Genomic DNA, 11,597 nt, shown 5'->3' with positions numbered 1-11,597 from the left:
CATACCAAAAGCGGAAGAAATCGTCCGAATAATTGAAGGATTACAGATGAATTCGATAGTACCTGCGGATGGCGAACACGTCGCGATAGTTGAGAGAGAAAAGGAAGAGCTCGACAGCCTAAATCGGTTCATGAAACGCGTCGGCGAGCAAGATGAACGTGCAATCGTGTTGGCGCTGGCCGCGTTTATTGAAGACACGCTCGGTGGCCTACTTATTGCCTATTTTAGAGACTGCAAAGCCACTCGAGACCTTGTAAATGGATTTAACGCACCCCTTGGAACTTTAAGTAGTCGGATCAAAGCAGCTTTTGCATTCGGCCTTTCGACAGAAGACCAATTCAAAGATCTGGAAATTCTGCGAAAGATTCGGAACAACTTTGCCCACGATTGGGAAGGAGTATCACTTCAGAGAAATGACATTGCCGCTATGATTGGCCAACTGTCGGGCTACACCTTTGACGGCAAAGTGGCCCCAAGCGGCGGGAAAGAGCGACTTTTGTCCTCGTTGTCAAACTGCTGCGTTGAACTTTACCTTTTCAAAGAGCGAATTGAATCAAACAAGGCGTCAAAGGCACCAGATGTTAGCCATAGACTGACTACTACTCCTCCTACCGAGCGGGGGCGCACCCGGTATGTGAACTAGTTTTCGCGTCGCCTGATCGTCAGATTCGGGGCGCTCTCGGCCTAGCGTGAGAATTCATGAATTTTGCAGGTGAGCAAGCTGCAATCCTGAACCCAGTTGGCCGCGTTCGGCCAGATGCAGACCTTCGAAATTGGCACGGCGAATTTGGATGTTGATATGAGAACTTACGAGACCTTCGAGGACGCGAAGCTTTTGGCCCAAGAAATCCTCTCGAATAGGATGAATGCAAAGGTTGGTTGCGCACTGATCGCATCAATCGCTGCGAAGCTTCGTTATCCTTCTGAGTGCCAACGGCCGAGTTCGGCCAGGAGCAGCCTGTCATCAACTTTGCTAACAAAAAAGGACTTTAAATGCCCATAAAACAAGCACGGCAGGTTCGAGCGCACCACGTCGAAGAGGCCGCCAAATTTTGGAGCCTAAATCCTGGCTACAAAGGCTTTCGAGATAGCACTAGATATGATGTGATCATTAATGGAGAATCATACCCTCCTAAAGCAATCGTCTCGATTTCTCGCGAACTGGCAAAACTAGGAGATATGCCTCCGTCAAGTTTTGCAGGGGCGAAAGACGGAAAGTGGCACGAAATGTTGAAGAACCTTGGATTCCGGATAGTCCCGAAGGGACTAGTTGTAACAGACTATCAAGAGATGGGGGAAGCTGTATCGATTCCGGCCGACATCGAAGATATTGAAGACGAGTACCGCGATAACCCGACTGTGCAAGCCACTATGGTTTTGGCACGACTTGGCCAAGGCAAGTATCGTAAGGAGCTTTTATCGCTGTGGGACGATCGATGTGCAGTTACTGGATGTTCCATATTGCCAGTGCTCCGGGCGTCACATGCGAAGCCATGGTGCAAGTCTAACGACAATGAACGTTTGGACCCCAATAATGGAATCCCACTCGTAGCAACGCTAGACGCATTGTTCGATACTGGCTTGATTGGATTTGACGAGAAAGGGCACATGCTTGTCTCGAAGGAATTGCGGGACAAAGAATTACTTAAGGATGTTCCCAATGCCCTCCGCAAAAAGCCGACATCTGCTCAAGCACTTTATCTCAAGGAGCATTTGTGCTCTGTGTTCCAAAAAAATGACTTTTGAAATCACTCAACAACTATGAGGTTTAGTGGGCAAGACATCATCCGTTAATTGACTGTCAAATGAGTCCATGACAAGGAGGTCTGCTTCGGGGGCGTCTTCAGCCTAGAGTGAGAATTTGTGAGTTTTGCAGTCTGGCAAGCTGCTATCCTGAACGCCGTCGGCTGAGTTCGGCCAAGAACGGCCATTCGCGAAAGTGAAATAATTATGGCAATGGGATTATCTGTGTCCACTATTATAGGGCCTTGGCAAGGCGATGCAACTACTGGACTCATGCAGCGCTACCGCGATAGTTGGGAAATTTCGCTATGCGACTTGTCTGATTTGATGGTCGCGACATATATTAATCAAAAAATCGCTGAAATTAAAATGTGCGAAGAGGCAGAATTCAGGTTGAAGAACAAGGAACGAGACGATACCGAGTACTTCGATGGCCAGCTCTTGGAGGCACTTGTAGATTGTAGAAAACACGCCAAGTGAAACCAAAAGGCAGCAACCGGGCGTTCACGAATGGGTCATCGACATGAACAACGGAGCACACTATTTGATGGTTGATGGAAATCTCTCTGGAACTGGTATTAGGGATGCGGTTGAGGGTGGGTATCTGACGGCATCTGAGCTCGGCATTTCCGAGTGTCTTGGCGATGAAATTTCAGCCTGGCAGCAGCGATATGAACTTGCGCACTTTGGGGCATACACAGACGTGACCGAAGTTGATAAGTTAGATGCGGAAGGACTAGCCTTGCGCCAAAAACTGGCCGTGGAATTAGTTCGAGCAAAGGTGCAGTATTTCTCTAGTGCCAAGATGAAGTTATTATTTCTCTAGGGCAGTATGCGGCCAACAGCAGCCGTTATAGTGCCAGTCGAAAGGTCAGGTATGAAAAAGTGGCAGAATCAACATTTTGCTGTAAGGCCGCTTGGTGTGACTCGCACATGGCTTACAGAGAGTTCCCGGTATCCGGAATACTCCCGCATGTTGCTTGACGAGCTTATTAGATTGACGGCTGAAATAAAGGCCGAGTGGCCCTCGGGCGGTGTATCGCTCCGCAGCGGTGATGTTGGTCATGCTCAACTGTGGAGAAAAGTACGTCGCAGAGATCTGCTGTCTGATTCGGTCCGAATTTTCACTGCGATGGCTGTGGAATCTTTCCTCAACTTCTATGGAGTGGTTCGGTTGGGGCATACTCCATTTGACTCGTTTATTGAGAGACTCAGTCAGCCCAAGAAAGTACAAGCACTGTTGAAAATATGCCACGGAATCGACACTAACCAGAGCCTAGCAATAACTAGGACCGTGACTAAGATTGCCGAGCGCCGAAACGACCTAGTCCATCCAAAAGCGAAAGAGGTAGTTGTCGAGATCTCAGAAGCGGATAAAGATGCGGACGCAACACCTATTCCAGACGCAGCAATCGAAGCTGTGCAGGATATGTCCACATTTTATCAGCAATGGACTAGCCTTGTTCCTGAATCAGAATTTCTCTTGCCAGACGAGGAGCGAATTGACACTCATTGACTAATTTGGTGGTTTCGGCCATTAGCGGTCGGAGGCAACCCTTGGGAAATTGGAGATTGATTGGATGTTGAAGCGCAAAGTTAAAGATTTCATTCAGCATCTCGGTCATGATATCGAGGACGAGGAAGCCGCTGAGCGTTACCTTGATGAATCATTGCCGCTCGTAGGGCTAGTCGTGATGTATTTCAACACTTTAGAAAAAAGTGTTGACTCGGTAATTTGTGAAATAATATCTGACCGTAGTGATGAGTCGGGATTGCTAATCCTACAGGGAATGCACTATTCGGCCAAAGTTGACCTTCTCAAGCGGCTTTCTGATGCGTTTCACTCTTGTGCTACTGAACCCCCGGCATATCGTGGGTTGGTCGAGTCATTGCTCGAAGTGGGCAGATTACGAAATATTGTTGTCCATGCGGACTGGCAAAATACGGATGAAGAGGGCTATACTTTTGCTCGCATAAAAATGTCGGACAAAATTTTACAACAGGAGTACGTTCAACTCTCGGCAGAAGCTTTGGAAAAACTTTTAGGGAAGATTCGCGACGTTCATTTGCAACTTTCTGACTACCATGAGGAAAGGGGAAATCTTCTTTCGTATGGTAAGTGCCATATAGAATAAATACGTTTTCGGCCAATAGCTGGCACGTGCTTTAAAATCGAGGCATTAAAAATACATTTCTAAAAAAGGAAATAATATGAGTGCAGGGCCAGCAATTCCTCTTCTAGTAGTTATTCCCGGCAGTACGCATGATTTCTCCTCTATTTACGCAATAGCTACAGCCTACGCTCACTCAGGTGGTTTGCTTAACAACCATGCAGCTCAAACTGAACGATTAGAGTTCGCTTTTCCAGCGATGGTCTGCTCTAGTTTTGCAATTGAATTATTTCTAAAGTTTTTTCTAACTCTCGCTAATGCAGACAACCCTACTGCGCCCCAAGATGACCGACGAGGGCACTATTTGCAAAAACTATGGGATCGTATAAACCCTGACCATCAGAATCTTATCGTCGGCATGTTTCGTAACCCCTCGAACGTTCCGATAGCTGTAGGGCTCGCTTTACGAAAGGCACAGTTTCTCGATGCCTTAACGCACATAGGCGGAGCTCCTTTCGTCGAATGGCGCTACGCATATGAAATTGAGGTACCGACCATGATGTCCCACGGCGCTATTACGGAAGTCCAAGATGCCCTTGGTTACGCGGCACAGTATGCCATGACAGAACGGAGTGCTGCTTTGCCCGAGCCGAATGCGGCAGACTAGGTTTCTAATATCAGGAGCGTTGTCGTTGACAGTCCCTAACCGATCAGCATCCGGCGTTCAGAAAACCTTCAACCTTAGTATAGAATTGATGGGAAAAATAATGGATGACCTATTTCAGAACCCAGAAGATTCGATGGAAGTGGAGCCTGTCGAATTAGAGGAGGTTTTTGCCGATGTGTTGTCTAGTATTCTTGCAAAGAGATTGGCCAACCAATGCCAGAAACCTTGGGCTGACGAAATGGAATCCGAAATGCAGGAAAAAATTTCCGCATTAGTGGCGCTTGCAAATGACCGTAATCTAAGGACTATCCGAGTAATTGTCACTCGTCCGAGTGGTCAGAAGGTTGTGCAAGATATGGATGTGAAACGCATTGGCGAAACACGTTCTCTACAGTGACTGCAGGGAGCCATTCACAGCCATAATCTGACGCTGCCTTTAGCTAAATATGGATAATCTCAAAATATGCAAATTCCCTCGTTTGATGTCAGCAAGTTTTTTGAGCTAATTGCTGCGAGACAGTTTAAGAAGGCAGTACAAACCATTTTCGGAGTTGGCGACAAGCCTGTGGTTTATGCACGAGCACTTATTGAGCACATGTATAGATTGGATGCAACAGATCGCCAAGAGTTATTGAAATGGAGTTCAGCCCCGATGGAGCCGGAACCTCTGGAGGAATTGCGTTGGTACGTTGATCAGATAGCACAGCATGAGGTTGGTCATGCGATAGCTGCAAGACTACTCGGGTTTTCAACTGGAACCATCACGCTGAATTTAGTGGCAGCGGACGGTAACCATATTGCGACTACTGCTATAGATTTGGACACCCCATCATTAGATCAAAAGGGGCTGAGAGAATATCTTGAAAAACGAATCATGGTCTTGATGGCTGGCTCAATGGCGGAGGCGGAGTCAACTCGTTATGTTAGAGAAAATTTTGAGGAGGCATTCTTAGTCGCTACTTCCGATCAACAGAAATGTGATGAGCTCTTTCAAGTTCTGCTTAATATGCATCACGAAGAATCTGATGTTCGATTTACTCACTACGGCCAGTACCGGGAATATTTAGTTGAACGCACCATTCGTTTGTTAGCTCCAAATCATGCTGTTATTGCAAAGGTCGCCAAGGCCATGAGCCAAACATTGACGAACTACGGCCAGGTCGGAAAATGGACCGCAGAGGACTTTAATGCCCTCCTTGCCGCTGAAAAATTGGTCAATCATCTCGAATAAACTCAAACTGTGATGGATTGAGTTCGATAATTATGCGAAGGTCCGAGATGGGGCGGAAGCCGTCGGCCGGAGCAACCGGTCAGATCGAATCCACGTCACCACGCAGACGAGAACATGCACTTGGCTGGCGTCCCGATTCAGCTCGTTACATCGAGCATGTTTTGAGTCCGGCTTCACGAGGCGACTGGTCGGCCGCATTGGCCAAATTATTCGCGGAAAAAAATCTGAAGGTGGCACGGTGAAGGCATTGCTCAGATCGAACCGCCATTTTCGCCGTCATAGCCACTTGCACGCGCCGCTGTAGCTGGCCAGCCCTGCGCGTGCAGCCAATCACCAAGTATTCCGCGTGCGGCCGGTTATACCAATCACGGTGGCCAGCTTATGCTGCAGTCTGCGGCCAGGTTGTGCGGGTACCTGTAGCACTCGGGCCGACGCTTAGCCCCGCCCGGCACCCGCCGGATAGTTGGCGATAGCGATGCCGATGCAGACGCAGAGCACGCTTGCCAGCAGGGGCAACAACGCCACCGGCACCGCGATCGGCAGCACCGAGCAGATCACCGCGCCGCATACCGCAAGCCACCCTAGGCAAACGCTGGCGATCCAGATTTCAGGATGGTGCCTGGAAAACTCCCGGCTTTTGACCCAGCGCCGCACCAGGCCGTCGGCCAGGCAGGCGCCGGCCAGCATCAGTAGGCCCGGCGCCAACTGCGCCAGTGCTGCCAAGCGAAACACCGCCAGCAGCAAGAGTGCGTTGAGGGAGCGCAGGTAGCCACTGCCCAGGATGCGCTGGCCCACCGTGTCCAGCTGACGGCCGGCGGCGGTTGCCGCCCTGCCCTGCCTGGCCGAGGTCGCCTGCATCAGGGGCGCAGCCACGGGCCGCTCCACCGCCGCCAAGGCGCGCGCCAGCGCCGCCTGCGCGTGCCCTTGGCCCCATGCCGTCCCGTGCAAGCCATGTTCGGCCCGAACCCGATCGAAAAATGCCGATGCCGGTGTCGACGACGGCAGATACAGCATCAGCACCAACAGCACCAGCAGCGAGGCGATGGAGACGACCCGGATCATGGCGCCACCTGCGCGCTGTTCGCGGCCTCTGGCGGCCCACCGGGATCGAGCAAGGTGAAGCGGCCCTTGCACAGCCGCCCGCCCGACACCGACGCGAAGAACTGCAGGTTCGGCAGTTTTCCGAGCAGCGAAGTCGGCACCAGCTCGTTCAATTCTTCCGCGATCTGGGTCGACTCCACCATGGTGAAGTCGCCGATGTGTCCGTCACGCGCCGTGTTGCGCCCGACCTTCATGTTGTGGATCGCGGTCTGGCCGAAGGTCTCATTGATGAACTCCTGGGTGGGCTGGTCCTTGGTGCGAAAAGCGATCAGGTTGTTCAGGTTGCCCAACGCCATGCGGGCCGCCTCCTGGCTGCCCAGCCGCTTGGCCAGGTCGGCGATGGTCTGCATGGCCACCGTGGTATAGATGCCGCCCTCGGCGCCCTTATTCATGATCTCGATCAACGGCTGATTGATCACGTTCGACACCTCGTCGACGAACAGGGAAATGCGCCGGTAGCCGCCCAGGTTGTAGCGGATCCCCGAACGCGCGGCCAAGTCGGCCAGACACATGGCGCCGATGGCCGAGGCGACCGCCGGGTCGGGCAGCGAATCCAGGCACATCAGCAGCACGTGTCCGCCGCGCTCGATCTTCTCCAGGTTCATGATGGGACGTTCGTCGGCCGCGTCGAACGGCTCGGGCGACAGCGTGCGCCCCAGTTCGCCGGAAGTGAGCATCGACAGGATCGGCAACAGGTTGGCCGTGATTTTCTGGTAATGCTCGCGGTTGTGGCGGAACACCCGCACCTGCGAGTCGATCACCTTGTCATGGCGCGACTCGTGCACGTGGCGCTCGTAGTACTCCACGAACGCCACCAGTTCGGAACTGGCCACCGGCGACGGCGACTTGATGGCCCCCTTGCGCGTCTTTTCCAGCAGCCGCACCAGGTCGGGATTGGTGCGCCAGCCGAGTCCCAGCAACTCCTCGAAGCAGCGCTTGAGCGTTGCCTCCAGAATCGGCTCGATCCCCGCTTCGATGTACCTGGTCAGTTTCATCAGGTTGGGCCGCTTTTCCAGCCGTACCATGCCCTGCGTCACCACATTGACCGCGTCCCAGCCGAACGCCGAGAAGGCGCCCGCCGTGTCCGGCGGCAGGATGGACTGGATGCGCGAGGCAATCTCGGTCGGTTTTTGCCAATTGAAGGTAAAGTCCAGGCGCGCGCCGGTTTCCGGGAACGCCGGGTGGAACCACAGGAAGGCATCCGGTTCGCGGTAGTCGGCGCAGGCCCGCTCGACCAGGCGCTTCAAGCGCTTGGAGTTCTTCGGGTCGAGGATGATGACCACGTCGCCGCGGCGGATTGCCTGCGTGATGAGCCAGCCCAGGCACACGCCCTTGCCCGACTGGGTGGTACCCACCACCAGGGTGCCGCCCTCGAAATTGTGCAGCGGCCGCGCCAGCAACGTCTCCCGCCGCTCCACGCCGTGGATGTAAGGCAGCCCGATCTCGTCGTCCGGCTGCGGATTGTCGACGTAGCCCAGCAACCGCAGCAGCGGCGGCGGAATGCGCAGGTCGCGGTAATCGACCTTGGCCAGTTCATAGAGCCGTTGCGAATGCACCGGTTGCCACTCGAAGCCGAAGCCGAACACCACCAGTTCCACGTCGGGGGCCAGCTTCGCCAAGCGCTTGGTGGTGATCATTTCCATCGCCCGCCCGGACAGCGCCGCGCGCACGGCGATGATGCGCAGGCCCTGGCGCGCCCGAAGCACCGCCATCGGCAGCATCACCGCCAGCAGCGCCAGGCCCAGCATCCGTGGCACCACGTCCGGGGTGAACACCACGATGCCCAAACCGGCGGCGCACCACACGGCGCTCGCCAGCAGCTCCATCGGGCTGCGCCACGGCATCTCATAGTCGCGCATCAGCATCGCGGTCCCCTTCCCATTGCCAGTCCTCAACTGGCGTTCACCGGCGCCGCCAAGCCGGTCACGAATCCGCCGGCAATGCGTACCCCCGGGATGCGGCTTCCCGCGATCTGCTCCGACTGCACGCCCTCGCCGCTGTCGTCCAGCAGCAGCATGCCCGCATCGTCCAGAGAGCGCCACGCCTGGCGCGCATCGACGCCATGCGTGGCGAGCGCAGCCAGCGGAACGAACAGCGCGCCGCCGACAACATGGCATTGCGGACGGTCCCCATGCAACGTGCCCACGATGGCGGACAGCGCACCTGCCACCGTGCGATTTAAACGAAGCGGGGCACGCAAAGCGGGATGGCCAGCGCATGGCGTCGCCTGATCGTTCCCATGCGCCGCGCGCTCGCCAGGCCTCGGCACGCCTACGCTCAGGGGAGGCGCATCGCGGCATTTCCCTTGCACCACCTCGTCGGAAGGCGCGACATCCTGCAACGGCAGTTGCGCCTGCCCGCTCTCCCCGTCCACCTGCGGCTTGGGGGACCGCTTGCGCGCGGGCGCCGGCACCGGTACAGCATCGGGCACCGGTGACGTGCACTCTGTCTCGGCAGACTGGCTATCCACCGGGTCTCCTGCCGGTTGTGTTCGCCGCGTCCGTTCAGCATCCACCGGCACCGCCAATCTCTGTTCCAGGGGCCTTGGTGGGGGCACCACGTCGGCCAGCAACAGGCTGGGCGGAGCGATCCGTACCGCCTCCAGTGGCGCTTGCGCACCCGGCGGGTAAACCAGAACAATGCGCTCGGCCGGGCCGACATCCGCCACAACCCCACCTGCCACCAGGATCGCCAGTGCCGCCGGGGCATTGTCCGGGGCGCCGGGAAGGCGCTCGTCGGCCAGCAGGCGGATGATGTCCGCCGCACCGTTCGGCCATACCAGGTAAAGGCCGTCCTGGCCGTACCAAAGACGCGAGCGCGGCGCGTTCGGCAGCCAGTTGTGATCCGATTGCACCAGTTCGCGCATCGCCTCGACCAGGTGCCGCGCCAGATGAACCGGGACGTCGTCACCAAGCGCGTCGTCTCCGGACACGCGGCGCTCGCGCGCAATGACGAGCGCCGCGGCATGGCGCACCAGCCGGTCCATCAGGTTGTGTTCATGGTAGGTGGCCATGCCCGACACCGAGGCCAACAGATTGGGCACAATCACCTCGTTGTCCTGCGCCAGGTCGTCCAGCATGCCGGCGGGCACGATCATCGGCAGTGCAAACAGCCCCAGCGCCCGGCGCTCCGGCCCGGCCGACCATTGCACGGTGAAGGTGGCGCACCGGCGCTGCCGCAGCCAGGCGGTCAACGGCGCCAGGTAGGGCTGCCAGGCGCCGCCTTGCGCATCGCGCACCGTCACCTGGCCGAGGCAGCGGTATAGTTCGCCGCACAGACCGGCCAGGAAGACGGCGCGCCGCCAGCGCGGCTCGAGCACGCGCCGGCTGGAAATGGTTTGGCGCCCCGCGAAGATCTGCGAATCGGTCGCCTGCAGCGCGTAGAAGGCCGTCTCCAGGCCGAGGCGCAGCAGGCCGCCGGAACCGCAGTAGTAACTCGCCCGCGTGGCCGGCAGCGCGTTGACGTAGGCTGCATAGTTTTGCACTGGCTGGAGCAAGTCGGCGTGGAAGGTGGCGTTGTCGCACCCGTAGCACAGTTTGATGCGGGCGATCACGTCCTTGTGCTCGGCCAGCAAGTCCTCCACGCTGCGGGCGCGTAGGCCCGCGCCAGGTGACGGGGCCACAATGCCTGCGGGCTTCGGGTCCGCGCCCGCTGCCCCTTCGCGAGCGGCGCCGCGCCACAGCCGTGCACACCAGCTCGCGATCGACATGGCAAGGCTCCGTAGTTGGCAGGCTTCCAGTGTCGGCCCGGCCTTGGCGCACGTCCATGCGGAAAAACAGGAGATTACGCCGCTTTTTCCGGGCCGGCGCCGTCCGGCCGGGCCAGGATGGGAGGCAAGTCCGCCCGCCTGGCCACATAGTGCGCCTGCACGCGCGCGTCGAGGGGGTAACGCTGCAGCAGATGGCAGAACACACAGCCTGACTCGCGCGGCGGCGGCGCGCCGATCTCAGCCACGTAGCGCGCTCGGCACTGCGGACAGCGATGCATCGCCAGGCGCGCCTCCTTACGCAGCCAGATGCCGAGCAAGTCGCACACCAGCGCGAAAGCCCGGTCGAACGAGACCGTGGGCTTGCGCGGGCAGCGCTCGGCGTACATCCGGTAGGCAATGACCAGCGCGTCGGCCGGCAGGCAGCGGTACTGTTCATGCAGGGTCGAGAAGATGCTGGCGAACTCCGACGCTTCCGCGCGCAGGCAGAGATTGCCCCAGTGGACCCACTCGCTCGATTCCGGCCGACGGCCGTTAATGGAGCCGCCGTGGCGGAAAAAATAGGTGCGCAGCATTGAGGAGCGCAGGCCGGTCACCTGGGATGCAGTACCCAGGCGCGCGCCGAGCGCGATGCATTCCCGGGCCAGATGCAGCGCGCGGATGAATTGGTCAGCTTCGGGGGCGGCCATGTTGGCGGCCTCACGCGTTCGCCGCGGCAACCACCGCGCTCGGAGCGGAGCAACTTGGACGCCCCGCCCCGACCGTGCACAGCGTCACGGCCAAGCCGTGCGGCGCGGCCAGCAAGGAAGTCAGATTGCCAATGGGCTGGAACAGGCTTTCGTGCGGCATATTCGCCGCCAGCGCGACAAGGTCGCTGGCATTCATGGCGCCCAGGAGCGCCGCGCAATCCGGGTCGAGGTGGAACTTGTAGCTGGCGGCAATTCGGTCGTGCTTGAGGCCCGCCTGGATCGTCAACAAGAAGTTCAGGTTCAACTGCTGCACGTCCGTCAGGTGTATGGCGTTGTCCATGATGGCTAC

Annotated in this window: 14 protein-coding genes; 9 read left to right on the top strand and 5 right to left on the bottom strand. The window is 57.0% G+C overall.

Annotation, left to right across the window (positions count from 1 at the left end; translation table 11 throughout):
* Positions 1-46 precede the first annotated feature (46 nt).
* The 9 genes from ASD15_RS32555 to ASD15_RS32530 all read left to right on the top strand — a co-directional run bounded on the left by ASD15_RS32555 (position 47) and on the right by ASD15_RS32530 (position 5,752).
* Positions 47-643 carry a hypothetical protein gene (locus tag ASD15_RS32555; protein ID WP_200954053.1) on the top strand — a complete coding sequence of 199 codons (597 nt, stop codon included), beginning with the start codon at positions 47-49 and terminating at the stop codon, positions 641-643.
* Between the two features lie 350 nt (positions 644-993).
* Positions 994-1,746: an HNH endonuclease gene (locus ASD15_RS31920; RefSeq protein WP_082552054.1), complete on the top strand. Its 753-nt coding sequence runs from the start codon at positions 994-996 to the stop codon at positions 1,744-1,746.
* A gap of 204 nt (positions 1,747-1,950) precedes the next feature.
* Positions 1,951-2,223 carry a hypothetical protein gene (locus ASD15_RS22465; protein WP_157201080.1) on the top strand — a complete coding sequence of 91 codons (273 nt, stop codon included), beginning with the start codon at positions 1,951-1,953 and terminating at the stop codon, positions 2,221-2,223.
* A 43-nt stretch (positions 2,224-2,266) separates the two neighbouring features.
* A complete protein-coding gene (locus ASD15_RS32550; RefSeq protein ID WP_157201079.1) occupies positions 2,267-2,569 on the top strand; it encodes a hypothetical protein in 303 nt (100 codons plus the stop codon).
* A gap of 51 nt (positions 2,570-2,620) precedes the next feature.
* Positions 2,621-3,259 (top strand): hypothetical protein, encoded by a 639-nt coding sequence (locus ASD15_RS32545; RefSeq protein ID WP_157201078.1) that lies wholly within the window; start codon positions 2,621-2,623, stop codon positions 3,257-3,259.
* 64 nt (positions 3,260-3,323) lie between these two features.
* Entirely contained in the window at positions 3,324-3,878 is a 555-nt protein-coding gene (locus ASD15_RS31915) for a hypothetical protein (RefSeq protein WP_082552053.1), read from the top strand.
* 76 nt (positions 3,879-3,954) lie between these two features.
* The gene (locus ASD15_RS32540; protein WP_157201077.1) at positions 3,955-4,521 is read left to right on the top strand and encodes a hypothetical protein; all 567 of its coding nucleotides are present in this window, start codon (positions 3,955-3,957) and stop codon (positions 4,519-4,521) included.
* A 100-nt stretch (positions 4,522-4,621) separates the two neighbouring features.
* Positions 4,622-4,918 (top strand): hypothetical protein, encoded by a 297-nt coding sequence (locus ASD15_RS32535; RefSeq protein WP_157201076.1) that lies wholly within the window; start codon positions 4,622-4,624, stop codon positions 4,916-4,918.
* 66 nt (positions 4,919-4,984) lie between these two features.
* Entirely contained in the window at positions 4,985-5,752 is a 768-nt protein-coding gene (locus tag ASD15_RS32530; protein ID WP_157201075.1) for a hypothetical protein, read from the top strand.
* Between the two features lie 435 nt (positions 5,753-6,187).
* Here ASD15_RS32530 and ASD15_RS22455 read toward each other — a convergent pair whose 3' ends face one another.
* The 5 genes from ASD15_RS22455 to ASD15_RS22435 form a co-directional block, all read right to left on the bottom strand.
* The gene (locus tag ASD15_RS22455; RefSeq protein ID WP_057157214.1) at positions 6,188-6,814 is read right to left on the bottom strand and encodes a DUF4400 domain-containing protein; all 627 of its coding nucleotides are present in this window, start codon (positions 6,812-6,814) and stop codon (positions 6,188-6,190) included.
* On the bottom strand, positions 6,811-8,718 hold the full coding sequence (gene traD / locus ASD15_RS22450) for a conjugative transfer system coupling protein TraD (RefSeq protein ID WP_057157213.1): 1,908 nt from the start codon (positions 8,716-8,718) through the stop codon (positions 6,811-6,813). Before traD ends, ASD15_RS22455 begins: the two co-directional genes overlap by 4 nt.
* Positions 8,719-8,744: 26 nt before the next feature.
* The gene (gene mobH, locus ASD15_RS22445; protein ID WP_082552052.1) at positions 8,745-10,562 is read right to left on the bottom strand and encodes a MobH family relaxase; all 1,818 of its coding nucleotides are present in this window, start codon (positions 10,560-10,562) and stop codon (positions 8,745-8,747) included.
* 74 nt (positions 10,563-10,636) lie between these two features.
* Complete coding sequence (locus ASD15_RS22440; protein WP_057157211.1) at positions 10,637-11,248, bottom strand: FlhC family transcriptional regulator; 612 nt, start codon at positions 11,246-11,248, stop codon at positions 10,637-10,639.
* A 10-nt stretch (positions 11,249-11,258) separates the two neighbouring features.
* Complete coding sequence (locus ASD15_RS22435; protein ID WP_057157210.1) at positions 11,259-11,588, bottom strand: flagellar transcriptional regulator FlhD; 330 nt, start codon at positions 11,586-11,588, stop codon at positions 11,259-11,261.
* Positions 11,589-11,597: the final 9 nt, after the last annotated feature.

It is taken from the genome of Massilia sp. Root351, from assembly GCF_001425045.1.
Lineage (GTDB): Bacteria > Pseudomonadota > Gammaproteobacteria > Burkholderiales > Burkholderiaceae_D > Rugamonas.
Note: the sequence above shows the minus strand (reverse complement) of the source record. Positions and strands in the feature narration are given on the sequence as shown.

Excerpts from the sequence above, each read along its gene's own strand:
- ASD15_RS32540 (WP_157201077.1), top strand. The coding sequence starts at position 3,955 with ATGAGTGCAGGGCCAGCAATTCCTCTTCTAGTAGTTATTCCCGGCAGT.
- ASD15_RS22435 (WP_057157210.1), bottom strand. The coding sequence starts at position 11,588 with ATGGACAACGCCATACACCTGACGGACGTGCAGCAGTTGAACCTGAAC.
- ASD15_RS22455 (WP_057157214.1), bottom strand. The coding sequence starts at position 6,814 with ATGATCCGGGTCGTCTCCATCGCCTCGCTGCTGGTGCTGTTGGTGCTG.
- mobH (WP_082552052.1), bottom strand. The coding sequence starts at position 10,562 with ATGTCGATCGCGAGCTGGTGTGCACGGCTGTGGCGCGGCGCCGCTCGC.
- ASD15_RS32530 (WP_157201075.1), top strand. The coding sequence starts at position 4,985 with ATGCAAATTCCCTCGTTTGATGTCAGCAAGTTTTTTGAGCTAATTGCT.
- ASD15_RS32545 (WP_157201078.1), top strand. The coding sequence starts at position 2,621 with ATGAAAAAGTGGCAGAATCAACATTTTGCTGTAAGGCCGCTTGGTGTG.
- ASD15_RS22465 (WP_157201080.1), top strand. The coding sequence starts at position 1,951 with ATGGCAATGGGATTATCTGTGTCCACTATTATAGGGCCTTGGCAAGGC.
- ASD15_RS22440 (WP_057157211.1), bottom strand. The coding sequence starts at position 11,248 with ATGGCCGCCCCCGAAGCTGACCAATTCATCCGCGCGCTGCATCTGGCC.
- ASD15_RS32555 (WP_200954053.1), top strand. The coding sequence starts at position 47 with ATGAATTCGATAGTACCTGCGGATGGCGAACACGTCGCGATAGTTGAG.
- traD (WP_057157213.1), bottom strand. The coding sequence starts at position 8,718 with ATGCTGATGCGCGACTATGAGATGCCGTGGCGCAGCCCGATGGAGCTG.
- ASD15_RS32550 (WP_157201079.1), top strand. The coding sequence starts at position 2,267 with ATGAACAACGGAGCACACTATTTGATGGTTGATGGAAATCTCTCTGGA.
- ASD15_RS32535 (WP_157201076.1), top strand. The coding sequence starts at position 4,622 with ATGGATGACCTATTTCAGAACCCAGAAGATTCGATGGAAGTGGAGCCT.
- ASD15_RS31920 (WP_082552054.1), top strand. The coding sequence starts at position 994 with ATGCCCATAAAACAAGCACGGCAGGTTCGAGCGCACCACGTCGAAGAG.
- ASD15_RS31915 (WP_082552053.1), top strand. The coding sequence starts at position 3,324 with ATGTTGAAGCGCAAAGTTAAAGATTTCATTCAGCATCTCGGTCATGAT.